25 protein-coding genes are annotated in these 26,040 nt (G+C 36.5%); 22 read left to right on the forward strand and 3 right to left on the reverse strand.

Annotation, left to right across the window (positions count from 1 at the left end; all coding sequences use genetic code 11):
• Nucleotides 1-138 precede the first annotated feature (138 nt).
• Complete coding sequence (gene holA / locus QA612_RS03405) at nt 139-1,167, forward strand: DNA polymerase III subunit delta (RefSeq protein ID WP_278282349.1); 1,029 nt, start codon at nt 139-141, stop codon at nt 1,165-1,167.
• 173 nt (nt 1,168-1,340) lie between these two features.
• Here holA and rpsT read toward each other — a convergent pair whose 3' ends face one another.
• On the reverse strand, nt 1,341-1,607 hold the full coding sequence (rpsT, locus tag QA612_RS03410; protein ID WP_278282350.1) for a 30S ribosomal protein S20: 267 nt from the start codon (nt 1,605-1,607) through the stop codon (nt 1,341-1,343).
• A gap of 155 nt (nt 1,608-1,762) precedes the next feature.
• On the opposite strand from rpsT, the gene gpr reads away from it, so the two are divergent.
• The 13 genes from gpr to deoC all read left to right on the forward strand — a co-directional run bounded on the left by gpr (nt 1,763) and on the right by deoC (nt 17,356).
• A complete protein-coding gene (gene gpr, locus QA612_RS03415) occupies nt 1,763-2,893 on the forward strand; it encodes a GPR endopeptidase (protein WP_278282351.1) in 1,131 nt (376 codons plus the stop codon).
• A 571-nt stretch (nt 2,894-3,464) separates the two neighbouring features.
• Nucleotides 3,465-4,652 carry a stage II sporulation protein P gene (gene spoIIP, locus QA612_RS03420; protein WP_278282352.1) on the forward strand — a complete coding sequence of 396 codons (1,188 nt, stop codon included), beginning with the start codon at nt 3,465-3,467 and terminating at the stop codon, nt 4,650-4,652.
• Nucleotides 4,652-5,083 carry a hypothetical protein gene (locus QA612_RS03425; RefSeq protein WP_278282353.1) on the forward strand — a complete coding sequence of 144 codons (432 nt, stop codon included), beginning with the start codon at nt 4,652-4,654 and terminating at the stop codon, nt 5,081-5,083. Before spoIIP ends, QA612_RS03425 begins: the two co-directional genes overlap by 1 nt.
• A 239-nt stretch (nt 5,084-5,322) precedes the next feature.
• Nucleotides 5,323-7,152: a translation elongation factor 4 gene (gene lepA, locus QA612_RS03430; protein WP_278282354.1), complete on the forward strand. Its 1,830-nt coding sequence runs from the start codon at nt 5,323-5,325 to the stop codon at nt 7,150-7,152.
• Nucleotides 7,153-7,238: 86 nt separating this feature from the next.
• Nucleotides 7,239-8,375, forward strand: a complete 1,137-nt coding sequence (gene hemW / locus QA612_RS03435) for a radical SAM family heme chaperone HemW (RefSeq protein ID WP_278282355.1) — start codon at nt 7,239-7,241, stop codon at nt 8,373-8,375.
• Nucleotides 8,376-8,494: 119 nt separating this feature from the next.
• Nucleotides 8,495-9,523: a heat-inducible transcriptional repressor HrcA gene (hrcA, locus tag QA612_RS03440; RefSeq protein WP_278282356.1), complete on the forward strand. Its 1,029-nt coding sequence runs from the start codon at nt 8,495-8,497 to the stop codon at nt 9,521-9,523.
• 176 nt (nt 9,524-9,699) lie between these two features.
• On the forward strand, nt 9,700-10,275 hold the full coding sequence (gene grpE, locus QA612_RS03445; protein ID WP_278282357.1) for a nucleotide exchange factor GrpE: 576 nt from the start codon (nt 9,700-9,702) through the stop codon (nt 10,273-10,275).
• A gap of 34 nt (nt 10,276-10,309) precedes the next feature.
• The gene (gene dnaK / locus QA612_RS03450; protein WP_278282358.1) at nt 10,310-12,151 is read left to right on the forward strand and encodes a molecular chaperone DnaK; all 1,842 of its coding nucleotides are present in this window, start codon (nt 10,310-10,312) and stop codon (nt 12,149-12,151) included.
• 229 nt (nt 12,152-12,380) lie between these two features.
• The gene (gene dnaJ, locus QA612_RS03455; protein ID WP_278282359.1) at nt 12,381-13,511 is read left to right on the forward strand and encodes a molecular chaperone DnaJ; all 1,131 of its coding nucleotides are present in this window, start codon (nt 12,381-12,383) and stop codon (nt 13,509-13,511) included.
• A gap of 47 nt (nt 13,512-13,558) precedes the next feature.
• Nucleotides 13,559-14,500: a 50S ribosomal protein L11 methyltransferase gene (gene prmA, locus QA612_RS03460; protein WP_278282360.1), complete on the forward strand. Its 942-nt coding sequence runs from the start codon at nt 13,559-13,561 to the stop codon at nt 14,498-14,500.
• 9 nt (nt 14,501-14,509) lie between these two features.
• On the forward strand, nt 14,510-15,262 hold the full coding sequence (locus QA612_RS03465; RefSeq protein WP_278282361.1) for a 16S rRNA (uracil(1498)-N(3))-methyltransferase: 753 nt from the start codon (nt 14,510-14,512) through the stop codon (nt 15,260-15,262).
• A 5-nt stretch (nt 15,263-15,267) separates the two neighbouring features.
• On the forward strand, nt 15,268-16,614 hold the full coding sequence (gene mtaB / locus QA612_RS03470) for a tRNA (N(6)-L-threonylcarbamoyladenosine(37)-C(2))-methylthiotransferase MtaB (RefSeq protein ID WP_278282362.1): 1,347 nt from the start codon (nt 15,268-15,270) through the stop codon (nt 16,612-16,614).
• A gap of 67 nt (nt 16,615-16,681) precedes the next feature.
• Entirely contained in the window at nt 16,682-17,356 is a 675-nt protein-coding gene (deoC, locus tag QA612_RS03475) for a deoxyribose-phosphate aldolase (protein ID WP_278282363.1), read from the forward strand.
• Nucleotides 17,357-17,401: 45 nt separating this feature from the next.
• Here deoC and QA612_RS03480 read toward each other — a convergent pair whose 3' ends face one another.
• Nucleotides 17,402-18,334 carry a Na/Pi symporter gene (locus QA612_RS03480; protein ID WP_278282364.1) on the reverse strand — a complete coding sequence of 311 codons (933 nt, stop codon included), beginning with the start codon at nt 18,332-18,334 and terminating at the stop codon, nt 17,402-17,404.
• Between the two features lie 187 nt (nt 18,335-18,521).
• Here QA612_RS03480 and rpsU point away from each other — a divergent pair, with 187 nt between their 5' ends.
• From rpsU to QA612_RS03505, 5 genes are all read left to right on the forward strand, one after another.
• The gene (gene rpsU, locus QA612_RS03485) at nt 18,522-18,695 is read left to right on the forward strand and encodes a 30S ribosomal protein S21 (protein WP_013488195.1); all 174 of its coding nucleotides are present in this window, start codon (nt 18,522-18,524) and stop codon (nt 18,693-18,695) included.
• A 17-nt stretch (nt 18,696-18,712) separates the two neighbouring features.
• Nucleotides 18,713-19,156 carry a GatB/YqeY domain-containing protein gene (locus QA612_RS03490; RefSeq protein WP_278282365.1) on the forward strand — a complete coding sequence of 148 codons (444 nt, stop codon included), beginning with the start codon at nt 18,713-18,715 and terminating at the stop codon, nt 19,154-19,156.
• 258 nt (nt 19,157-19,414) lie between these two features.
• The gene (locus QA612_RS03495; protein WP_278282366.1) at nt 19,415-20,758 is read left to right on the forward strand and encodes an NfeD family protein; all 1,344 of its coding nucleotides are present in this window, start codon (nt 19,415-19,417) and stop codon (nt 20,756-20,758) included.
• 30 nt (nt 20,759-20,788) lie between these two features.
• The gene (gene floA / locus QA612_RS03500; RefSeq protein ID WP_278282407.1) at nt 20,789-21,775 is read left to right on the forward strand and encodes a flotillin-like protein FloA; all 987 of its coding nucleotides are present in this window, start codon (nt 20,789-20,791) and stop codon (nt 21,773-21,775) included.
• A 68-nt stretch (nt 21,776-21,843) separates the two neighbouring features.
• Nucleotides 21,844-22,350 (forward strand): hypothetical protein, encoded by a 507-nt coding sequence (locus tag QA612_RS03505; protein WP_278282367.1) that lies wholly within the window; start codon nt 21,844-21,846, stop codon nt 22,348-22,350.
• Nucleotides 22,351-22,433: 83 nt separating this feature from the next.
• On the opposite strand, the gene QA612_RS03510 is transcribed toward QA612_RS03505, so the two are convergent.
• Entirely contained in the window at nt 22,434-22,949 is a 516-nt protein-coding gene (locus QA612_RS03510) for a hypothetical protein (RefSeq protein ID WP_278282368.1), read from the reverse strand.
• Nucleotides 22,950-23,553: 604 nt separating this feature from the next.
• Between QA612_RS03510 and yqfC the strand changes: the two genes are divergently transcribed.
• From yqfC to QA612_RS03525, 3 genes are read left to right on the forward strand one after another with little or no spacing between them, the layout of a single operon-like run.
• Nucleotides 23,554-23,832, forward strand: coding sequence for a sporulation protein YqfC (gene yqfC, locus QA612_RS03515; RefSeq protein ID WP_278282369.1), 279 nt, complete (start codon nt 23,554-23,556; stop codon nt 23,830-23,832).
• 24 nt (nt 23,833-23,856) lie between these two features.
• Nucleotides 23,857-25,044, forward strand: coding sequence for a sporulation protein YqfD (yqfD, locus tag QA612_RS03520; protein WP_278282370.1), 1,188 nt, complete (start codon nt 23,857-23,859; stop codon nt 25,042-25,044).
• A gap of 5 nt (nt 25,045-25,049) precedes the next feature.
• Complete coding sequence (locus tag QA612_RS03525; RefSeq protein WP_278282371.1) at nt 25,050-26,033, forward strand: PhoH family protein; 984 nt, start codon at nt 25,050-25,052, stop codon at nt 26,031-26,033.
• Nucleotides 26,034-26,040: the final 7 nt, after the last annotated feature.

Consider the following 26,040-nt stretch of genomic DNA (forward strand, 5'->3'; position numbering starts at 1 on the left):
ATCGCCATGGTGAAGGATCCTAGGTACTTTACAATGGCGTTTATCATAAATGGGGAGGGAACATATACTGTTTTCCTCCCCTCTTACTTTATTTATGGTAAACTACATAAATAAAGTATACTGAAGGGGGAATAAACCTTGGCGTACATAGATATTATTAAACGCATTAAGAAAGGATCCCTATCTCCTGTTTATCTACTTTCTGGAAGTGAACAATATTTGATCGAAGATACAATCCATCAATTGATTGATCATACCTTAGCAGAAGGGGAACAGGAATTTAATTTAACGAAATACGATATGAAAGAATATCCAATAGAAGTGGCAATAGAAGATGCATACACATTTCCCTTTATGGGAGGTAAACGTGTTGTGATAATAAATGATGCGTACTTTTTTAGTACTGTTAAGGAATCAACAAAAATAGAGCATGATCTAAAAAAGCTAGAGAATTACTTGGAAAAGCCAGCACAAGAAACAGTTTTTATAATACATGCTCCATATGAAAAATTAGATGAAAGAAAAAAAATAGTGAAGCTTGCAAAGAAAAGTGGAGAGTATTTAGATGGTTCTCCTTTGACAGAGCAAGAATTAAAACGTTGGATCGAGGAGAGAGGTAAAGAAAGCAATATCCAGCTTCAAGATGATGCAACAGAAAGTCTATTGATGTTAACTGGTGGTAATTTAATGCTTTTATCATCTGAATTAAAGAAGATATTTGTTTTTGTAGGTGAAAATGGTGTGGTTACCTCAGAGGTGGTAGAAAGTCTTGTACCACGTTCACTAGAGCAAAATGTTTTCACCTTAGTTGATGGTGTGGTGAAACAAGATATTAATAAAGCTTGGAAAATATATTTAGATTTATTAAAACAAAAAGAAGAACCTATAAAAATTATTTCATTGATGGTGAGGCAGTTTCGCATTTTATATCAAGTAAAACAAATGACACAAGAAGGATACGCACAAAAGCAAATAGCAGCACAATTAAAACTTCATCCTTATGTTGTCAAGCTAGCCATGGGCCAAACTAGAAATTTTCAAGATGAAGAGCTTCTTCTTTTATTAGATCAACTAGCAACGATGGACTATGAAATTAAAACGGGGAAAATTGATAAAAATCTGGCAGTTGAATTATTTTTCTCTAAACGTAGCAAAGCTAATGTTTGAATCGAAATAAAAGAAAATGAACAAATAGTCCATTTCTTATGAATGGGCTATTTTGTTTTTTTTTTTTGAAAAAAACCATCCTATCTAATGAATATAACGACGTTGCTTTAGTAAAAGCTACTAAAAATGCAAGAAAAAAGGCATTCAACCTTTACAGTGAATGCCTGTCTGCTTTATGCAGATACTTCGTTTAAACGTTTTTGTAAGTTAGACTTTTGACGGTTTGCTGCGTTTTTATGAATAAGCCCTTTGTTAGCAGCTTTATCAATCTTTTTGGTTGCCACCAAGAATGCTTGCTTAGCACCTTCAACGTCGTTGTTCTCAGCTTTTGAATTAAATGATTTTACCGCTGTACGAAGATCTGATTTAAAAGCAGCATTTTGAGCGCGTCGCTTTTCACTAGTTTGAACACGTTTGATAGCAGATTTAATGTTTGCCATCCGATTCACCTCCTTGATGCAACCTTATGCGTAATAACGTTTCATTTTCCGTGCAACAATAAGGATTGTACCAAAAGCGTTTTTAAAAAGCAATAGAAAATATTAAACGTGTCAAGTTAAAGTACTTTATAATACAAAAATTGAGGTGAAAGATCATGTCACAAGAATTAGACTTAAGCCAATATCAAGTTAGGACAGACCTTGCTGTCGAAGCTCATGAAATGGTATTAGAACAAGAAAAACAAAAGGAAGCAGAAAAACAGCAAGAAAATCAAAGTGCTATTGATGGTGTTGTAGTAAAGGAGCAGGAACTAGATGGTATCACAATTACAAAAGTTGATATTTCTGAAGAAGCAACAGAAAAAATTGGAAAAAAAGCAGGTCAATATTTGACTTTTGAAGCTCAAGGTATAAGGCATAAGGATACAGAGTTACAAGATCGTGTATCGGAAGTGTTTGCGAAGGAATTTAGCCAGTTTTTAAAAGACCTAGGAGTTAGTCCTGATGCACGTTGTTTAGTAGTAGGCTTAGGGAATTGGAATGTTACCCCGGATGCATTAGGTCCACTTGTAGTGGAGAATTTATTAGTTACTAGTCATCTTTTTGAACTTCAGCCAGAAAATGTAGAGGAAGGATTTAGACCTGTAAGTGCCATTACCCCAGGTGTAATGGGAATAACAGGAATTGAGACGAGTGATATAATTAATGGGGTTGTGGAAAAGGTTAAACCGGATTTCATTATTGCAATAGATGCTTTAGCATCACGATCTATCGAACGGGTAAATACGACCATACAAATTTCTGATACAGGTATTCACCCAGGTTCTGGAGTAGGGAATAAGAGGAAGGAACTATCGAAAGAGGTGTTAGGAATACCTGTAATTGCTGTTGGTATTCCTACAGTAGTTGATGCTGTTTCCATTACGAGTGATACAATTGATTTTGTTTTAAAACACTTTGGAAGAGAGATTAGAGAAAAAGATTCTCCAAAAAGATCTTTAGTTCCTGCAGGTATGACATTTGGAGAAAGACGTAAATTAACTGACGAAGATTTACCTGGAGAACAGGAGAGACAACAATATTTAGGGATAGTTGGCGGTCTAGAGGATAATGAAAAACGTCAGCTTATCCAAGAAGTTTTATCACCTCTAGGATATAATTTAATGGTTACACCTAAAGAAGTGGATGATTTTATTGAGGATATGGGCAATGTCTTAGCTCAAGGATTAAACGCCGCATTACATGGAAATATTGATCAAGAAAATGTTGGTGCATATACGCATTAACATAAACATGCTTTAGCAAAAGCTTAAATACTCCCATGTAAGTGAAAATTTGCACCATGGGGTATGAAAATTTTCTTTTCATGGGGCTTCATACGTTTCAAGCGGTCGCTTTGCTTCACAGGTATAAGCAACATCTGTTTATGCTTCACAGTGTCTTCTTCACTACGGGCAACGCTAGACTCCACACTTCGTACTGATGTACTGAAGTGTGGAGTCTTCACCTGTTACATTCCCCTATGGAGTCACCGCACTTCACTCGTGAAGGTTTTTTATTCTTAGGGAACCCCAAAGACATGAAAAAGAATCGACTTTGTAGGTCGATTCTTTTTTTATTTATTGAGAGAGAATTTATAAATATTTTTCTAACGATGTCTAGGAGTCAGGACGACGATGAATTAGCCGTTGCCCACAGGACGTGGACAATGGTGTATTTGGGGCGCCTTTCGCTTTTCTATTATCAAAAATTCTAATCATCTCGTTCTAGCTTGTCCTTTTCTAGCATACATATGGTCAAAGAGAGAATGACGATATATATATACTTTGCCTATAGTTAGGAAGGATGAAATAAAAAATGAAGAAACACCGTATTCGAAACAAAAGGAGAATCAACCAATGGAATAGGACAAGCATAAAAAGTGGCGTTTTTTCCACTGTATTTGGAGTGATTGGGCTATTTTTTTTAATAGCGTTGTTAACGGCTTTTGGACCTAGCTATTCCTTGTCCTCTGCCTCCATCAATGAGGCTAGTAGAAATTTATCAAACGAAATGTTCGTTTATATGATGGGGATGGAGAATCAGTACTTTACTCAATCTCTTCCTGAAGATGCATCGCCGCCTTCTATAACTGCAACTGCCTTTCAGTTAGCAACAAGCATAAATCCTCAGGATCATCGAAGCTTACTAGGGAGGGAACTGCCTGGATTTGCTCTGTTTGATGGTAGAATAATCGTGGCAGGAGAAGGGGTAGATTATACACAAATGCCAATCGAGTCTGCTCCACCAATGGAAGTATTATTAGCAGAGAGAGAGGCAGCTGAGGAACGGTTAGAAGAAATGGACAAGCTAAGAGAGGAAATGGCTAATCAGGAGGAATTAGATAATGTCGTTCATATAATGCACTCTCACAATCGTGAATCCTTTTTTCCTGAGTTGAACATAGATGATGATTCAAATGCTAGTTTAGCCAATCATGGTTCAGTAAATATAACTTTAGCAGGAGAAAGGTTAGGGATGGAGCTTGCAAAATACGGAATAGGCTCTATCGTGGATACGTCAGATATTAGTTCAAAGCTAAATGACAGGGGCTGGCAATTTGTTGACTCTTATAGAATGTCTAGACAGGTTCTTGAATCGGATATTGAGGAGCATGGAGGTTTTGAGTTTTACTTTGATCTTCATCGGGATGCACAACGAAGAGAAACGACAACAGTAGAAATAAATGGAGAAATGTATGCAAAAATACTGTTTGTTGTAGGGAGTAATAATCCTAATTATGAGCAGAATGAACAGGTAAAGAAAGAGTTGCATAGCCGAATTGAAGAAGATTATCCTGGTTTAAGTAGAGGTGTATTTGATCCTGTGAAGGCTGGGGGAAATGTTAATGGAGTGTATAACCAAGATATGTCTCCAAACTCTATTCTCGTTGAATTTGGTGGTGTCGATAATTCTTTGGAAGAAGTGTATCGTTCCGTTGAGGTATTTGCAGAAATATTTAGTGAATACTATTTTGAATTAAAGGCTACGGAGGATGAAGGATAATGGGACATATTTTGAGTAGAGGCTTTATCTTAGCTTTCATACTTATGTTTGGGTTTATTTTAGGGATTATTTATTCTAATCATTTTTCGCTGAACGATGAAAGTAGTAATCGGGTACTACAACGAACGGAGGATGAGCTAGATAGTAAACAAGAAAATATTGACCAATCGTCACCATATAGTGGGTTAATCAAACAAGAAGAGAATATTATAGAAATGGAAGATGGAGAGGGTCTTGTTATTTATAACCATGGTGATGAAAAAATACGCGAAGAATTGATAGAAGAACCTGATTTGAAAAGAGACTTACTTGATAAACAAATGTATTCGGCTGAAGATGGGCAAAACTTATTCTCTCAAACGGGTATTAGAACAGCAGATGCATTTGAAAGTTTATTTAAAGGGTTTTTCTCCATATTTGCCCTTAATTAAATGTTAAAATTAATCCCAGAAAAGCTTGGCTTAATGCCAAGCTTTTCTGTTGTATTGCCATGTAATGATAAAGTTGAAAAAAGTTTCAAAAGAATATTTGATGATGTAGCAAACTTATTGCTATAATAATTGTTAGTGTATTTCTCGGATAATACAATTTAATTTTTTTTTAGCCTCCATTTTAATCTTTTAGATTGAAAATAGGTGAGTTTCTTGAGAATAGTAGGAGTGATAGCGCTATGAAGCCTGAAGATCGTATAAAAAGAAGAGAAAAGATTCGTAATTTCTCAATCATTGCCCATATAGATCACGGAAAGTCAACATTAGCAGACCGTATTTTAGAAAAAACAAGTGCTTTAACACAACGAGAAATGAAGGATCAAATTCTTGATGCTATGGACTTAGAACGTGAACGAGGTATTACAATCAAATTAAATGCAGTTCAATTAAAATATAAAGCAGAGGATGGGGAGGAATATATATTCCATTTAATTGATACCCCAGGTCATGTTGACTTCACATATGAAGTATCTAGAAGCCTTGCAGCCTGTGAAGGGGCATTGTTAATTGTTGATGCTGCACAAGGGATTGAAGCACAAACTCTAGCAAATGTTTATCTCGCTTTGGATAATGATTTAGAGATAATTCCAGTTATAAATAAAATTGATTTACCTAGTGCTGAACCTGAAAGAGTTAAACAAGAAGTAGAGGACGTTATTGGATTACCACAAGAGGATTGTGTGTTAGCGTCTGCGAAAAATGGTATTGGTATTGAAGGGATTTTAGAAGCTGTTGTGGATAAAGTACCACCACCATCAGGTGATCCGTCAGCACCATTAAAGGCTATGATTTTCGACTCTCTATATGATCCATACAGAGGCGTTATCGTTTATATAAGGATCGTTGAAGGAACGGTAAAGCCTGGTGAAAAGGTAAGGATGATGGCTACTGGAAAGGAATTTGAAGTTCAGGAATTAGGGGTATTTACTCCCAAGCCAGATATTCGTGAAGAGCTAACGGTTGGAGACGTAGGATTTATGATTGCCTCCATCAAAAATGTAGGTGATACAAGAGTAGGGGATACGGTGACTAGTGCTAAGAATCCTACAACGGAACCACTTCCAGGGTATCGTAAATTAAATCCAATGGTGTTTTGTGGATTATATCCAGTAGATACAAATGATTACAATGATTTAAGGGAAGCATTAGAAAAGTTAGAGTTAAACGATGCATCACTACAATACGAAGCAGAAACTTCTCAAGCATTAGGCTTTGGTTTCCGTTGTGGATTTCTTGGGTTACTTCATATGGAAATTATCCAAGAAAGAATTGAACGTGAATTTAACATTGATTTAATCACAACAGCCCCAAGTGTAATATATAGCGTTCATTTAACGGATGGTGACATTCTTACGATTGATAACCCATCCAAAATGCCTGATCAACAAAAAATAGAACATGTTGAAGAACCTTATGTTAAAGCACAAGTAATGGTACCAAATGATTTTGTCGGTGCCGTGATGGAGCTATGTCAGAAAAAACGTGGAGATTATATTGATATGCAGTACATGGATGAAAACCGTGTAACCATAACATATGAAATCCCATTATCTGAAATCGTATTTGATTTCTTTGATACATTGAAATCCACTACAAAAGGTTATGCTTCCTTTGATTATGAACTAATTGGATATAAGGAAAGTCGACTTGTTAAGATGGATATATTATTAAATGCTGAACAAATTGATGCCTTATCTGTAATTGTTCATCGAGACAGTGCTTTCCAACGTGGTAAAGCCATTGTAGAAAAACTAAAGGAACTCATTCCGCGCCAACAATTTGAAGTTCCAGTACAAGCGAGTATTGGTCAAAAGATAATTGCTCGTTCTACAATTAAAGCTATGCGAAAAAATGTTTTAGCAAAATGTTACGGTGGAGATATTTCTCGAAAGCGTAAGCTTCTTGAAAAGCAAAAAGAAGGAAAGAAGCGAATGAAAAGTGTAGGTAGTGTTGAAGTTCCACAAGAAGCATTTATGTCAGTTCTTAGTATGGACGAAGGAAATAATTAAACGTGTATGGCAAATAAAACTACGGATATTTATCCGTAGTTTTCCTTTTAAAAGATTTACAAACTTTCTCTTGGAGGTGAAACCAATTGAATACAAGAGCAGTATATATACATGTGCCATTTTGTGAGCAAATTTGTCACTATTGTGATTTTAATAAATTTTATATAAAAAATCAGCCAATCGAAGAATACCTTGACCTTTGTGAAAAAGAAATGGCTAATACGATAGAACGATTTCCCACTTCTGAAGTAACATCAATTTATGTTGGAGGAGGAACGCCTACTTCTTTATCAACAGAACATTTATCAAAGCTCCTACGTGCTATTAGGACACACTTTCCTATTAGAGATGACTATGAATGGACAGTTGAAGTGAATCCAGGAAGTGCAGATAATAAAAAGCTAGAGATGATGAAGGAAATGGGAGTAAACCGCCTTAGCATCGGTGTTCAGACATTTGATCAAGAACTTCTAAAAACCATTGGACGTGATCATAACCCTGAGGATGTATCAAATACAATAAAGTTAGCTAGAAATAATGGATTTAGCAATATTTCATTAGATCTAATGTTCGGATTACCTAATCAAACGATGGATCAATTTAGAGAAACTCTCGAAAGAACCATGGATATGCAAATTGAACATGTTAGTGCTTATTCCTTAAAAATTGAAGCAAAAACAGTTTTTTATCAACTCATGAAAAAAGGGAAACTTTCTCTACCCTCTGAGGATCTAGAAGCTGATATGTACCATGTGTTGAGGGAACAGCTTGAAAAGGCTAACTTACAACAATATGAAATAAGTAACTTTGCGAAAAGAGGTTTTGAAAGTAAACATAATTTAACATACTGGAATAATGAAAGCTATTTTGGAATTGGTGCAGGATCCCATAGTTATATTAATGGTGTTCGGCGAGCAAATTATGGCCCACTTCCTAAGTATATGAAGGCTGTTCAGTCATTAGGATTTCCTTATATAGAAGAGCATGAAGTAACGTTTAAAGAGAAGATGGAAGAAGAAATGTTTATGGGTTTAAGAAAGATTTCTGGTGTTTCATTTAAGACATTTCGGGAAAAATATGGGATGGAGATAGAAGATACATTCAAAAATATCATACCTCCATTAACGGAAAAGGGTTTATTAATTAATGACGGTACTTCCATACGGTTATCAAATAAAGGATTATTTTTAGGGAATGAGGTTTTTGAAAAGTTTTTGATGTGACTTCTTATTTGGAAGTGTTTTCATTAATTGTCTTGATTGACAACAACATTCCTAATTTGGTAAGTTATTATATAGATTTAGCACTCGACAATAGAGAGTGCTAACAGGAGGGGATGCATATGTTGACAGAACGTCAGTTGCTCATACTAAATGCAATAATTGATGACTATATTACTCATGCTGAACCTGTAGGATCACGTAGTGTATCTAAGAGAGAGGATATTGAATTTAGCCCAGCTACGATTAGAAATGAAATGTCTGATTTAGAAGAGTTAGGTTTTTTAGAAAAACCACACAGCTCAGCTGGTCGGATCCCATCTCAAAAGGGATATCGATATTATGTTGATCATCTACTCTCTCCGAAAAAACTAACGAAAAATGAAATTCATGGAATACAATCCGTTTTTCGGGATCGATTTAGTGAAATGGAACAGGTTATTCAGCAATCGGCTAAAATTCTTTCCAGTTTAACAAGTTATACTTCTATTGTCTTAGGACCAGAAGTATTTGAATCAACATTAAAGCAAATTCAAATAATACCGATTTCTCATGAATCTGCGGTAGCCATCATTGTTACTGATATGGGTCATGTTGAAAATCAAACAGTACCACTTCCAGAAGGTATAAATATAAATGAGCTTGAAAAGGTTGTTAATATTTTAAATGAAAAGCTAAAAGGCGTTCCACTTATCCATTTGCGCCATAAGCTATCAACAGAGATTGGGAAAGTACTTGAAAAATATATTGATCACTACGATTCAATGATAACTCTTTTAAACCAAACATTTCTTTCACAGCAAAGTGAAAAAGTGTTTTTTGGTGGGAAAACCAATATACTAGCACAACCAGAATTCCATGATGTGGAAAGGGTAAAACGATTGTTTAATATTCTTGAAGAGGATGCCTTAGTTTCAAAATTATTTCGATCCGATTATAAGGGGATAACGATAAAAATAGGACAAGAAAACCGATTTGAGCCTTTTGATGACTGTTCTGTTATTACAGCCACTTATTCTGTAGATGGAAAACACATGGGGACAGTTGGTATATTAGGGCCTACGCGAATGGAATATCCACGAGTTATTGGGATTTTGGATTACCTTTCAAAGGATTTGTCTAAGCTGTTATCAGCCCGTTATCAGAAATAACTACTATGAAATAATACATTTTCATTGACAAAATTTATAATACACTTTATTCTGCTTATTTGTGAATGGAAAACTCTTTCTCTAATTATACTATCAAAGATTATTCTAGTATCGGTGGGAGAGAGTCTTTCCTTACTGATTTTTTCTACGTTTCCGTTTTTGAGGAGGTGAAAGTGATGGAAAAAAACAACAATACAACAACCAATGAAGAGATAAATGAAGAAGTAATAGAAGAAAATCAGGAAGTTGTTGAGGAAACAAATACTCAAACTGATGAGGAAGCTTCAAACGTTGAGGATGAAATATCCCCACAACAGGAATTAGAGCAAAAGCTAGAAGAGACTACCAATCGACTTCTACGTACTCAAGCTGACTATGAAAATCTCCGCCGCCGTACAAGATTAGAAAAGGAAGCGGATGCTAAATATAGATCACAACGCCTTGTTGAGGAGTTGTTGCCTGCCATTGATAATTTTGAAAGGGCACTTATGATAGACGCAGAATCAGATGAAACAAAGAATCTATTACAAGGTGTCGAAATGGTTTATCGTCAAATAAAGGAAGCATTGAGCAAAGAGGGTATTGAAACGATTGAGACAGTTGGTCACTCGTTTGATCCTCATATTCATCAAGCTGTTATGCAGGTAGAGACGGATGAATATGATAAAAATGTTGTGGTGGAAGAGCTTCAAAAGGGCTATAAACTAAAAGATCGTGTTATTAGACCAGCTATGGTTAAAGTAAATTCCTAAATTACATAAAGGAAAAGAATGGAGGCATTTTAAAATGAGTAAAGTTATTGGAATAGACTTAGGAACAACAAACTCTTGTGTAGCAGTTATGGAAGGTGGAGAAGCTACAGTTATTTCAAACGCAGAAGGGGCTAGAACAACACCTTCAGTTGTTTCATTTAAAGACGGAGAACGACAAGTAGGGGAAGTAGCTAAGCGTCAAATGATTACTAACCCTAATACAATTGTGTCTATTAAACGTCATATGGGCACGGACTACAAGGTAGAAGCGGAAGGGAAAGAATACACTCCACAAGAAATCTCTGCTATTATCCTACAAAAGTTAAAAGAAGACGCGGAAAGCTATTTAGGCGAAAAGGTTACAAAAGCAGTTATTACAGTACCAGCTTATTTTAACGATTCACAACGTCAGGCAACAAAAGATGCAGGGAAAATTGCTGGACTTGAAGTAGAAAGAATTGTTAATGAACCTACAGCAGCTGCTTTAGCATACGGTCTTGAAAAAGAAGAAGATCAAACTATTTTAGTTTATGACCTTGGTGGTGGTACGTTTGACGTATCGATTCTAGAACTAGGTGATGGCTTCTTCGAAGTAAAAGCAACTTCAGGTGACAATAAGCTTGGTGGGGATGATTTTGACGAAGTTATTATTGATTACTTAGTGGCTGAGTTTAAAAAAGACAATGGTATTGACTTATCACAAGATAAAATGGCATTACAACGCTTAAAGGATGCTGCTGAAAAAGCCAAAAAAGATTTATCAGGAGTTTCTCAAACACAAATTTCACTACCGTTTATTACGGCTGACGCATCAGGCCCTAAACATTTAGAGCTAAATCTTTCCCGAGCTAAATTTGAAGAGTTATCTTCTGACTTAGTTGAAAGAACAATGGGACCTACTCGTCGTGCTATGCAAGATGCTGGTCTTTCAGCTAGTGAAATTAATAAAATTGTCCTTGTTGGGGGTTCAACAAGAATTCCTGCAGTACAAGAAGCAATTAAAAAATTAACTGGAAAAGATCCTCATAAAGGTGTAAATCCAGATGAAGTAGTAGCACTTGGAGCTGCAATTCAAGCTGGTGTTCTTACTGGTGATGTAAAGGATGTAGTATTACTTGACGTTACTCCACTTTCCTTAGGTATTGAAACAATGGGTGGTGTAATGACGAAGTTAATTGATCGAAATACAACGATTCCTACGAGTAAGTCACAGGTATTCTCAACTGCTGCTGATAACCAACCTTCTGTTGACATCCATGTTTTACAAGGGGAACGGGAGATGGCAGCTGATAATAAAACATTAGGGCGATTCCAGTTAACGGACATTCCACCAGCACCACGTGGAGTACCTCAAATTGAAGTGTCCTTTGATATTGATGCGAATGGTATCGTTAATGTCCGTGCTAAAGACTTAGGTACGAATAAAGAGCAATCAATCACGATTACTTCTTCATCAGGATTATCTGAAGAAGAAATTGAAAAAATGGTAAAAGACGCAGAAGAAAATGCAGAGGCAGACAAAAAGCGTCGTGAAGAAATAGATCTTCGTAATGAAGCTGATCAGTTAGTTTTCACTACGGAAAAAACGTTAAAAGATCTTGGAGAAAATGTAGATGCTGCTGATAAAGAAAAAGCAGAAACAGCAAAAGATAAAGTGAAAACTGCCTTAGAAGGTCAAGATATTGAAGCAATTAGAACTGCAAAGGACGAATTGCAAGAAGTTGTACAACAGTTATCAACAAAGCTTTATGAGCAAGCAGCACAACAAGCCCAAGCACAACAAGAAGGGCAAGGTGGCGCACAGGACGGTGCACAGGGAAATGACGACGTTGTAGATGCAGAATACGAAGAAGTAAATGATGACGAGAAAAAGTAATATTTAAAAATTTTCTCATTGATAAGTCAAAGTCAGGTTGCCCTTGGCTTTGACTTTTATCATTAAACAGGAAAAAAAGGATATGAGGAATGATTAAGGAGAGGGGAAATACCTTATTATCCTCTAAGAAATAGTAGAATATAAAAGCTATTACCTTATTCTTAACCTTGCCTGTTTAACACGAGGATGTTAACATATTCGTTATGGATTAAAATCGGGAGTGGATATAATGAGCAAGAGAGATTTTTATGATGTACTAGGTGTGGAAAAAGGTGCATCAGAAGCAGAAATAAAAAAAGCTTATCGAAAGTTAGCGCGTCAATACCATCCAGATGTCAATAAAGAAGCAAATGCTGAAACAAAATTTAAAGAAGTAAAAGAAGCTTACGATACCTTAAGTGATTCACAGAAGCGTGCACATTATGACCAATTTGGCCATACAGATCCTAACCAATTCGGTGGTTTTGGTGGTGGTGCTGGTAACGGTGACTTCGGTGGCTTTAGTGATATATTTGATATGTTCTTTGGTGGTGGTGGAAGACGTGATCCGAATGCCCCAAGGCAAGGTGCAGATCTACAATATACAATGACATTAGATTTTAAAGAAGCAGTCTTTGGGAAAGAAACGGATATTGAAATTCCACGTGAAGAAACATGTGATACTTGCAATGGATCAGGAGCAAAGCCAGGTACGACACCTGAAACATGTAAGCATTGTGGAGGTTCTGGTCAATTAAATATTGAACAAAATACACCATTTGGTCGGGTTGTAAACCGACGAGTATGTAATCACTGTCAAGGAACTGGTAAGGAAATCAAGAATAAATGTAGAACTTGTGGCGGAGAAGGTAAGGTAAAGAAACGAAAGAAAATACACATTAAAATACCAGCTGGTGTAGACACCGGACAACAAATTAGAGTTTCTGGTCAAGGTGAACCTGGTGTAAATGGAGGTCCTTCAGGGGATCTATATGTGGTGTTCTCCGTTAATTCACACGAGTTCTTTCAACGTGATGGAGATGACATCTACTGTGAAATGCCTATTACCTTTGTACAATCGGCATTAGGGGATGAAATTGAAGTACCAACGTTAAATGGTAAGGTTAAATTGAAAATACCTGCTGGCACACAGACAGGCACTCATTTCCGATTACGTGGTAAAGGTGTACCAAATGTTAGAGGTATGGGGCAAGGAGATCAGCATATACAAGTAAGGGTTGTAACGCCGAAAAAGCTTTCTCAGAAGCAAAAAGACTTACTCAGGGAATTTGCTGAAATTAGTGGGAATGAGGCACCGGACGAACAAAATGATAATTTTTTTGCAAAGGTAAAACGGACATTTAAAAGCTTTGGAGAATAAATCAGCTTGGTGACAGGAATGATCTGATCGAAAGGGAGTTGGTCTGTGTGAAATGGTCGGAAATATGTATTCATACGACGCAAGAAGCGGTTGAACCAGTAAGTAACATTTTGCATGAAGCAGGTGCATCAGGTGTTGTAATAGAAGACCCTCATGACTTAGTAAAAGTTTGGGATACTAATTTTGGAGAGATATATCAATTATCTCAAGATGATTACCCAGAGGAAGGTGTACTTGTAAAAGCTTATCTACCTATGAATAGCTTTTTAGGTGAGGCAGTAGATGCAATTAAAGAGTCCATTAACCAACTCCTTTCATTTGATATTGATTTAGGGCATAATACAGTCTCCGTGAGTGAAGTTAACGAAGAGGAGTGGGCCACAGCTTGGAAAAAATATTATAAGCCTGTGAAAGTTTCCAATTTAATAACGATAACACCTACATGGGAAGACTATGAAAAAGTACACGATGATGAATTAATCATTGAGTTAGATCCCGGGATGGCTTTTGGTACAGGAACTCATCCTACAACAGTATTATGTATTCAAGCACTAGAAAGATATCTTACTACTGGAGATGCTGTCATTGATGTAGGAACAGGTTCTGGCGTACTAACTATTGCTGCTGCAAAGCTAGGTGCATCTCATATACTAGCATTGGATTTAGATGAAGTGGCAGTAAATTCAGCTAAAATTAATGTAAAGCTAAATAAAACACAGGAGTTTGTAACAATTAAGCAAAATAATTTATTAAAAACGATAGATTATACTCCTAATTTAATCGTTGCAAATATCTTAGCTGAAGTTATTGTTCAAATGACGGATGATGCATTCTCATTGTTACAAGCTAGAGGTAAGCTTATTACTTCCGGGATAATAAAAGGTAAAAAAGAAGAAGTGAAAAATGCACTAGAGAATAGTGGATTTACTATTATAGAGACGATTGTAATGGAAGATTGGTTAGCTATAATAGCAGAGAAACCAGAATAGGTGACAAAGATGCAACGTTATTTTATTCAAAAGGAATATTTTAATAAAGATCATGTAACGATTACTGGTGATGCATCTAAGCATATTCGCCGTGTGATGAGAATGAAAAATGGTGATCAAATTATTTGTTGTACTGAAGAAGGTACGTGTTATGTTTGTGAGCTTGAAGATATTACAGATGAATCAGTAAAAGGGAAACTAGTTAAAGAAGAATTGAAAAATGTGGAGTTACCTATTCATGTTACGATTGCCCATGGTTTGCCTAAGGGTGATAAATTTGAGTGGGTTATTCAAAAAGGAACAGAGCTTGGTGCTTCACAATTTATACCATTTGAAGCAGAACGTTCTATTGTAAAATGGGATGAACGAAAATCAGTAAGGAAATTAGATCGTTGGAATAAAATTGCTCTTGAAGCTGCAGAGCAATCCCATCGTCAATTTTTACCTACGGTTTCTAATGTACATTCCCTTACACTTTTTCTAAAAGAGTTTAGTCGTTATGATCAAGTGATCGTAGCTTATGAAGAAGCTTCTAAAGTGGATGAGAAAAGCCAATTATTTTCCGTTTTAAATAAGATGAACGTTGGAAATACTCTCTTATTTATTGTTGGACCAGAGGGTGGTTTTTCTGATCGGGAAATAAAGTTAATGGAAGAGCATGGAGCTATTATTTGTGGATTAGGACCACGGATTCTTAGAAGTGAGACAGCTCCATTATATGGCTTAGCAGCCATTTCCTATCATTTTGAATTAATGGGGTGATGAATATGCCAACGGTTGCTTTCCATACATTAGGATGTAAAGTAAATCATTATGAAACAGAAGCCATTTGGCAGCTGTTTCAAAAAGCGGGTTATGAAAAAACGGAATATGAAAATAGTTCCGATGTTTATGTTATAAATACTTGTACAGTTACAAATACTGGGGACAAAAAAAGTCGTCAAATTATCCGTCGTGCTATACGAAAAAATCCAGATGCTGTTGTTTGTGTTACGGGATGTTATGCACAAACATCTCCTGCAGAGGTTATGGCGATTCCTGGTGTAGATATCGTTGTTGGTACTCAAGATCGTCATAAATTACTACCATACATTGAACAGTTTCAAAAAGAACGGGAGCCAATCAATGGGGTAGGAAATATAATGAAGGCACGTGTATATGAAGAACTAGATGTACCTCAATTCACAGATCGTACACGGGCATCATTAAAAATACAAGAAGGCTGTAACAATTTTTGTACGTTCTGTATTATTCCTTGGGCACGTGGATTAATGCGTTCTAGAAAGCCGGAGGATGTAATTAAGCAAGCGGAGCAGCTTGTAGAAGCAGGATATAAAGAAATTGTATTAACAGGTATTCATACAGGTGGTTATGGGGAGGACATGAAGGATTATAGTCTGTCCCATTTATTATTAGATCTTGAAAAGGTAGAAGGGCTAAAACGTATTCGAATTTCATCCATTGAAGCTAGTCAAATTACCGATGAAGTAATTCGCGTAATTGATCAGTCTGAGAAAATTGTGAATCATTTACATGTTCCATTGCAATCTGGCTCTAACAGTGTGTTAAAAAGAATGAGAAGAAAGTATTCCACAGAGTTCTTCTTTGAAAGAATTGAAAAATTAAAGATAGCACTACCTGGTTTAGCTGTAACTTCTGATGTTATCGTTGGCTTTCCTGGTGAAACAGAGGATGAATTTGAAGAAACGTATGAGTTTATACGAAAAGTCGGATTTTCAGAACTTCATGTTTTTCCATATTCAAAGCGTACAGGAACACCTGCAGCTAGAATGGAAGACCAAGTGGATGACGATGTTAAAAATACACGTGTCCATAAATTAATATCATTATCTAATCAATTAGCAAAAGAATATGCATCTAGGTACGAAGGTGAAGTTTTAGAAGTAATACCTGAAGAAGCTGATAAGGATAATATAGAAAAAGATTATTTCATTGGCTATTCGGATAACTATTTAAAAGTTAAAGTTCCTGCAAATGAAAGTTTGATTGGGGAAATTGTAAAGGTTAAAATAGACAAGGCTGGTTATCCATATAATTTTGGAAGCATTGTTAGAGTTGTAAAAAATGAAGTAAAGCAAGCAGCAAATGGTTAAGAAAATTTTGAAAAAATAATAATTATTAAACTCCCAGTCTGATGGTAAGTTTGAGAGGATGAGAAAAATGACTTCAGAATTAGCTCGAATGATTGACCATACGTTATTAAAGCCTGATACTACAAAGGAACAAGTAATTATTTTAGCGAATGAAGCAAAGGAGTACAGCTTTGCATCCGTATGTATTAACCCTGCATGGGTAAATACAGCATATGAAATTTTAAAGGAGTCACCTGATGTAAAAGTATGTACTGTTATAGGATTTCCATTGGGGGCATCAACTCCTGAGGTAAAAACATTTGAAACGAAAAATGCAATCGAAAATGGTGCAACAGAAGTGGACATGGTAATAAATATAGGGGCACTTAAAGATGGGGAAAATGATCTTGTTTTAAGGGATATTGAAGCAGTTGTTAATGCAGCAAAAGGGAAAGCATTAACAAAAGTTATTATTGAAACCTCTTTATTATCAGATGAAGAAAAAATAAGAGCCTGCGAACTTTCAGTAAAAGCAGGAGCTGATTTTGTAAAAACATCTACTGGTTTTTCCGGTGGAGGAGCAACAGTAGAAGATATTAAACTAATGAGAAAAACAGTAGGACCAAATATAGGAGTCAAAGCTTCGGGCGGTGTCCGTGATCGTGAGACTGCAGATGCAATGATAAAAGCAGGAGCAACTCGTATTGGGGCTAGTTCTGGTATTGCCATCGTTCAAGGGGTTAAAGGCGAAGGAGACTATTAAAAATAATTTTTATTGAAAAAACCAGGTGAATTAACTACCTGGTTTTTAGTCTATAGATGTTTTATGGATCCACTGAACAAAGACTGCGAAATGGTTTATAAAAGGAAGAAAAATAGTAGAACTTATGACATTAAAGGCTAGTGCAGCATGTGCAAGTTGTTGAGAAGGAGAAATTGCTAATCCTTCTATTACCGCAGAGAACAAACTGATAAATGGTAGAAAGAGTACTATTCCAATTAAATTCACCCAAATATGAGTATAGGCCGTAAGCTTTGCTTCTTTACTTCCTCCAAGACTAGCAAGCCATGCAGTTACGCAAGTACCTAGATTAGCACCAAGCATGATGAGGATAGAGGAGGTTAAGATTAATAAATTTTCATTCATAAAACTCATTGCAATGGCAGTGACAGCTGAACTAGATTGGATGATTGCACTTAATATTACACCTGCTGAAAGAGCAACAATGTTATACTCATTCGTTGATAGTAACCACTCATAAACGATAGTTAAAGATGAAAGTGGATATGCTAATGTTTCAAAACCATGCATTGCAATAAGGATACAACTAAATCCGAAAAAGAAGCATCCTATGCAAAATAAAACTTGTTTTTTTGTGAATAATAAGGGTACTCCCAGTATTAAAAATGGGAATATTAGCCATGTTAAGTCGAATGCTAAAATCTCTAATGTTACCACAGTTCCTATATTTGCTCCTAAGATAATTCCAATAGAATGACGAAAATATATAAAGCCTGCTGAAACCAACCCTATTGTAATAATCATTACTGCTGAGCTGCTTTGTAGAATTGCTGTTACAATTATCCCGACTCCAAAACCTTTAAGAGGATGATTGATAGTATTATGTAGCCATTTCTTCATACGTTCTCCTTGGATATGGAGAAGCCCTTGACGCATGACGGTCATTCCAAATAAAAATAATGCAATATAGATTGCGAACATAGATAAAATGTGGTTCATGAATGTCTCCTCCTCTCTTTTTATATGTATGGGAGAAATAGGACGAGGATGACAAGCAATTATATATACATAAATTTATACTCTTTTATGAGATAAAAGTTGACCGATAGACGTCATTCGTTTATAATCAACAAAGACATGCAAATAAGTGTGTCTTCGATTGGTTTTTTGGAGGGAGGGATATAGAATGGCAGAAACACGTGTACGTAAAAATGAATCCATAGATGCTGCTCTTCGTCGCTTCAAGAGAACCATGTCAAAAGAGGGCACGTTGGCAGAAGTTCGGAAGCGCAAGCATTATGAAAAACCGAGTATTAAGCGTAAGAAAAAGTCTGAAGCAGCTCGTAAGCGTAAGTTCTAAGGAGAGGGTGTAGTTCCTTGAATCTTCTTGATCAATTAAATCAAGATATGAAGGATGCGATGAAGAAAAAGGAGAAGCAACGTCTAACTGTTATCCGTTCACTAAAGTCAGCTTTACAAAATGAAGCAATTGACTTAGGGAGAGAATTATCAGATGATGAAAGCTTAACTGTTCTAAGTCGTGAAATGAAAAAACTTAAAGAATCCCTCCAAGGATATGAACAAGCCAATCGTGAAGACCTAGTGGAAAAAACGAAGGTTGAGATTGAATTAGTAGAAGTTTATATGCCATCACAGCTTTCTGACGAAGAGTTGGAACAAATCGTTAAAGAAACAATTAGCGAAGTTGGTGCAACCTCAAAAGCAGACATGGGGAAAGTGATGGGAGCCATCATGCCAAAGGTTAAGGGAAGAGCAGATGGTAAAAAAATTAATCAACTTGTTCAAAAATTGCTAACGTAATATGAACGCCTTGCAAAAGCAAGGCGTTTTTTATATACATAACGAAGTAAGCATTAATAGTAACTAGAAATTAATTGTATTCTTACTTCATCGTTTTAAATTTTGAGCTTTATTAGTATAATATATAGGTGGGACGAGTAAAACATACTTATATATGGGATGCTGTAAAATCGTTCTGAAAATATTTATTGAAACTTTATTTAAGCCCTTTCGTATTTACAAGTAAGGTTCATTCCCTAGAAAGGAGGAAAGTTTATAATGAAACGCTTAAGAGTTGGGTTCTTTTCCTTTTTACTTCTTTTTAGCTTAGTGTTATCTTTACTACCTACACAAGCAGACGGAGGTGGGGAAGGGAGACTAGTCTATTATATCCCAGTTGAACAGGCTGTAGAACGAGGTTTGTTAGCTTTTTTAGAACGATCAGTTGATACAGCCATTGAAGAAGGGGCAGATCACATTGTTTTTGAAATTAATACTCCCGGTGGACTCGTAGATGCAGCAGGTGAAATAGCTTCATTAATTGGGGATTCACCAATACCTACCACTGCATTTATTGTTAGACAGGCAATGTCTGCAGGAGCATATATATCTCTTTATGCTGACAATATCGTAATGAAACCAGGTACAGAGATGGGGGCAGCACAAGTCATTGATGGATCTGGTACAGCAGCTGATGATAAAGCTCATTCTGCATGGCTTGCAAGCATGAGGAATGCTGCAGAGCATAACGATCGTGATCCAGTATACGCTTTAGCTATGGCAGATCCATCTATTGATTTGCCAGATTATAATGCACCAGCAGGTGAGCTATTAACTTTAACATCTAGTGAAGCACTGGAGGTTGGTTATGCAGAAGCAGTTGTACAGGACCGAGCTGAGCTTCTCCAATATTTAGGACTTGAAAATGCAGAAGAACGGGATATGGAAATAAGTTTTGCTGAACAAATTGCTCGTTTTGTAACAAGTCCAATTGTCATACCGATATTACTATCTATTGGTAGTATGGGACTCGTCCTAGAATTATACTCACCAGGATTTGGAGTTCCTGGTATTATGGGCTTATCTGCACTTGTTCTGTTTTTCTTTGGACACCTTGTTGCCGGCTTTGCTGGTATGGAAACGTTTATCTTGTTTGGAGTAGGAATTGTTCTATTACTTATAGAAGTTTTTGTGCCAGGCTTTGGAATTTTTGGTATTATAGGTATTGGGTCCATTATCGGCAGTATGGTTCTTGCATCCTATTCGACAACTACTATTTTGTTTTCTTTATTATTAGCTACAGTTTTGACAATCATTATGTCCATTATATTCTTTAAGTACGTAGGCTACCGAGGTCCGTTAAAAAATGTTATTTTAAAAGATGCAACAAAAACGGAAGAAGGATATGTCTCTAATGTGACAAGAGAAGAAATTCTGGGGAAAACTGGCGAAGCTTTAACGGTATTAAGACCATCAGGAACAGCAATTATAAACGATGAACGATTTGATGTAGTATCTGAAGGTGGATTTATCGAACAAGGAAAACTAGTAAAAGTTGTTGCAACTGCAGGATCTCGTATTGTTGTTAGAGAAGTAAGTAATAAGACTAATAAAAATGATTAAAAGGAGGAATTTAAATTGAATAATGAAATAATGCTGATAATAATAATAGGTTTGGTTATTATTGCGTTCGCAATTTTATTCACATTTGTACCAGTTGCACTTTGGATTTCAGCATGGGCAGCTGGCGTAAGAGTCGGTATTTTCACATTGGTAGGGATGAGGTTACGTCGCGTTATCCCTCACCGTGTTGTTAATCCTTTGATTAAAGCTGTGAAGGCAGGTCTAGAAATAAATATTAATAAACTTGAGGGTCACTACCTTGCTGGGGGAAATGTGGACCGTGTTATCAATGCTTTAATTGCTGCCCAGCGTGCAAACATTGATTTAACCTTTGAACGTGCAGCAGCTATTGACTTAGCTGGTCGTGACGTTTTAGAGGCTGTGCAAATGAGTGTTAATCCTAAAGTAATTGAAACGCCATTTATTGCCGGTGTTGCGATGGACGGTATTGAGGTAAAAGCGAAAGCACGTATTACAGTTCGTGCTAACATCGATCGACTAGTTGGGGGTGCTGGAGAAGATACAATTATTGCCCGTGTGGGTGAAGGTATCGTATCCACTATTGGTTCAGCAAAGACACATAAGGAAGTATTAGAAAATCCTGATATGATCTCCCAAACTGTGCTTAAAAAAGGGCTAGATTCAGGAACTGCATTTGAGATTCTATCCATTGATATTGCAGATATCGATATCGGGAAAAACATTGGTGCAGGATTACAAACGGACCAAGCTGAAGCAGATAAGAAGATTGCGCAAGCAAAAGCAGAAGAACGCCGTGCAATGGCCGTAGCACAAGAGCAAGAAATGAAAGCAAGAGTTGAAGAAATGCGTGCGAAGGTTGTGGAAGCAGAAGCAGAAGTACCTCTTGCAATGGCAGATGCGTTCCGTTCTGGAAACATGGGTGTCATGGATTACATGAACATGAAAAATGTAATGGCTGATACCGATATGAGAGAATCTATTGGTAAAGCGACAGATGACGGAAATGATGAAAACACAGATAGACGTAAAAAATAAGATAGTCTTCCTTAAGTAATGGCTATATATGTTAAGAGAGCCTAACTAATAGAAAGGGGACGATTAGAATGAATTTAATTGAATCGTTATTAGGAAACCCTTTCCTTCTATTTTTTCTCATTGCTGCCCTATTGAGCTTTTTCCAAGGATTCGGGAAGAAGAAAGAGGATCAACAACAATCCGGTAATAAAGGTCCACAAGAAAAACCTAAAAAAGAAGAAATAGACTGGCGAGAAATCTTTAAGCAGGAACAGGAGCCACCTAAGCAAGAACCAAAAAGACCTCCAAGTCAACCAAGAAGGCAGGAAACGTATACGGCTTCTATTGATGTTGAACATGAATTGAATAAAGGTAACAAAGAGCTTAATGATCGATATGAAAAAGCGAAACAGCGTAAAAGAGAGGTATTAGAGAGTACTGCTGATCTAAGTGATTCTCCTATCATTAAAGGAGATATTACGAAAAGTAGTTCTAAAATTGATTTAAGCTTTAGTAAAATATCTCGAGAAGAAGCTGTGAAGGGGATTATTTGGTCAGAGGTATTAGGAAAGCCAAAAGCAAGAAAACACTCATAGTTTCAATTAGAACAAGGATGATTCGTTCATCCTTGTTTTTTTATTTTTGTGATGAGATGACGTCTTTTCTGTTCTTATATGATCTAGAAAACAGTAAAGAAGTATAGTGCAGGAAGATAGAAGACCTCCAATGACCCTGCAAGTGGGAAAAAGGAGATTGCAGGTGTATGGAAGGTGGCCAATAAGCCTGCAAATGGGAAAATGATGATGCAGGCATATAGAAGGTGGCCAATAAGCCTGCAAATGGGAAAATGATGATTGCAGGCACATAGAAGGTGGCCAATAAGCCTGCAAATGGAAAAAGGAGATTTGCAGGCATATAGAAGGTGGCCAATAAGCCTGCAAATGGAAAAAGAAGGATTGCAGGCATATAGAAGGTGGCCAATAAGCCTGCAAACGTGAAAAAGGAGATTGCAGGCACATAGAAGCGAGCCAATAAGCCTGCAAAAGGAGAAAAGCGGGATTGCAGGCACATAGAAGCGAGCCAATAAGCTTACAAAAGCAAAAAGAAGAAGTGGTGAAACATTTGTTGAACTATTATTAATTGGAATAAGAATCGGGCAGTTTTTGCTCGGGTGTTCTTTTTGAGAGTTGGTCATCCTTGCCAGTGAAAACTTCCACCATATGGGTTGAAGATACTCATCAAAGAGGTTCACCCGTTACAGGTGACAGCTTTCGCCACAGGCATAAGTACGACATCTATTCTTTCTTCACAGTGTCTTCTTTACTGTGGACACGACCTAAACTTCCTAAAACTAACATATTAGCTATAGAGGATTTTAGGTTTGTGCTTTTCCAACTGGAGCCACCGCATTCCACTCCTGAACCAATACATATTTTTAGGGTAGATCGCCAATGCAAGCAAAAATTTACACCATGTGGAGATGAAAATGCTCATAAAAGAAGTTTATCCGTTCTATACGTAATGTCTCCGGCCTGGCTCTGCAACGCCTCAGCCTCCACATTCACACTATACATTGCTAAAGTACATTAGCCTGTCTCTGACTCTACAGGTGTTGCTCTGTAGTTATTGGCATCGAGACAACTCGAAGTTTATTGGTGAAGCATATGCTCGTCGCTGGAGTCACCGCATTCACTCCTGAACTACTTAATTTTCAAGGTAGTCTTCTTATAAATTTTAACTACTTTTCAGTGATAGGTATAGAAGATCTGTCATACATATGAGTTGAAAGGGGGTTCGTCATGAAACAGCTTAGAAAAAAAATGAAAAGATGGATTACTGATCAAATGGACTTACCACCAGATGTCATGATGGACTTACCGAGAGTTACATTAATCGGTAATTTTCACATATACATTGAAAATCATAAAGGAGTTATCCGCTTTACTAGAAAAGAGCTACGTCTTCGATTAACGGAAGGTGAATTATTAATTGTTGGTGATGAGTTTGTTATTAAAAATATTTTACCAGAGGAAATGCTTCTTGAAGGAGTTATAGAAGACATTCGATTTATAAAATAAGAAGGTATAGGGTAGGGGATAAAAATGAAAAACCAATGGTTGCATAAAGTGACAGGGTATGTACGTATTAAGATCTCAGGACCATACCCTGAGAGTTTTATTAATCAATGTATTAATGAGGGGATGAACATATGGAATATTCATTATGCAGGAAAGAATGTTCTCATATGTTCAGTATTATTGGACGAGGTATCGTATTTGAGGAAGCTAGCGAGGAATTCTGATTGCAAGATTAGATTCATTGATAAAAAAGGATATCCATTTGTTTTACAAAAGTTTTGGAGAAGAAATGGAATAATATTTGGTTGTGTAGCCTTTTTCCTATCATTATTTATTTTATCCAACATGGTCTGGAATGTGGATATTGAAGGTGCTTCTCCTACTGTGGAGAATAAACTTGAACAAGCTGTATCTGAAATTGGAATTAAAAGAGGTGCGTTTCAATTCTTTTTACCTCCCCCAGAGGAAATACAATCCATTGTAACAGATGTGATTACTGATGCTACATGGATTGGTGTGACTAGAAAAGGTACAACCTATCATTTTCAAGTTGTAGAAAAAGACATTGCAGAAAGAGAGCCTGCTGAGGCACCAGGACATATTGTAGCTGCGCATAAAGCGGTTATACAGGATTTATTTGTTGAAGAAGGATTACCGATGGTGGAACTAAATCAAGTTGTAGAAAAAGGGGACTTGCTTGTATCGGGCTTAATTGGCATAGAAGGAAATGAACGACAAGTATCAGCTAAAGGAACAATTTTTGGAGAAATGTGGTATGAGGCTGAAATCAGTGTGCCACTAGAAAGAACACTTTATGCGGTAACTGGTCAAAGCTATAGGAGACATAACCTTCATATTGGAAATTGGAGTATACCAATTTGGGGATGGAATCCTCCAAATTTTGAGCATACTAAAAGGGAAGTGTTTGAATCAAATTGGACAGTATTTGGGTATGAATTACCTTTTCATTACGGTTATTCCGATTACATGGAAGCAGAAGTAATAGAGATGGAATCAGCTGTAGATGAGGCAGTAATAGTAGCGAAGGAAGAAGGAAAAGAAAAGCTTAAAGAACAATTTACTAAAAATGCAGAAATCACTGGAGAAAAAGTTTTGCACCCCAAGGTGGAGGATGGTAAAGTTATAGTAATCATTCACTTTCGTATAGTGGATGAAATTGGTATGAAACAACCCATTATTCAAGGAGACTGAGACGATTGACAGAATTGAAATATACAATGCAACTTCCAATTCAAAATGCTAATGAAGTACAAGCTCTTTTTGGACCGAATGATCGCCATTTAAAGCGTTTAGAGGAAGCTTTTGACACGACGATTTTAACAAGAGGGGAAGAGGTTTCTCTCATTGGTTCAGAAGAAAAAGTAAAAAAAATTGAAGAGATTTTAACAACACTCCTTCAGCTTATTCGTAAAGGAATTCCTGTTCAAGAACGGGATGTAGTGTATGCTACCCAACTTGCTGAAAGAAATATGTTAGATGAGCTTCCAGATTTATTTGAAGATAAAATTACTGTTACTGCAAAAGGAAAACCTATTTTAGCAAAAACATTAGGCCAAAGACACTATGTAAAAGCGATTCGAAACAGAGATATTGTTTTCGGTATAGGTCCTGCAGGAACTGGTAAAACATACTTAGCGGTTGTTATGGCTGTCCATGCACTTAAGGAAGGGTATGTAAAACGAATTGTTTTAACACGTCCAGCTGTAGAAGCTGGAGAGAGTTTAGGGTTTTTACCTGGAGATTTAAAAGAGAAGGTAGATCCTTATTTAAGACCATTGTATGATGCACTTCATGATGTTTTAGGTGTTGAACATACAGAACGCTTAATGGAGAGAGGAACCATTGAAGTAGCGCCCCTTGCATATATGAGAGGACGAACGTTAGATGACTGTTTTGTTATTTTAGATGAAGCACAGAATACAACTCCTGAACAAATTAAAATGTTTTTAACAAGACTTGGTTTTGGGTCAAAAATGGTTGTAACTGGAGATCTTACACAAATTGATCTTCCAAGAGGAAAAGTATCAGGTCTCCATGTAGCTCAAAACATTTTGAAAAAAGTAGAAGGAATTGCATTCTTACATTTAGAGTCTTCTGATGTAGTAAGACATACGTTAGTAAAACGAATTATTGATGCATATGAAAAAGAATACCACGAGAATGATCAGAAATTAAAATAAAAAAAAG

The sequence above is a fragment of the Evansella sp. AB-P1 genome (genome assembly GCF_029688925.1).
GTDB lineage: Bacteria > Bacillota > Bacilli > Bacillales > Salisediminibacteriaceae > Evansella.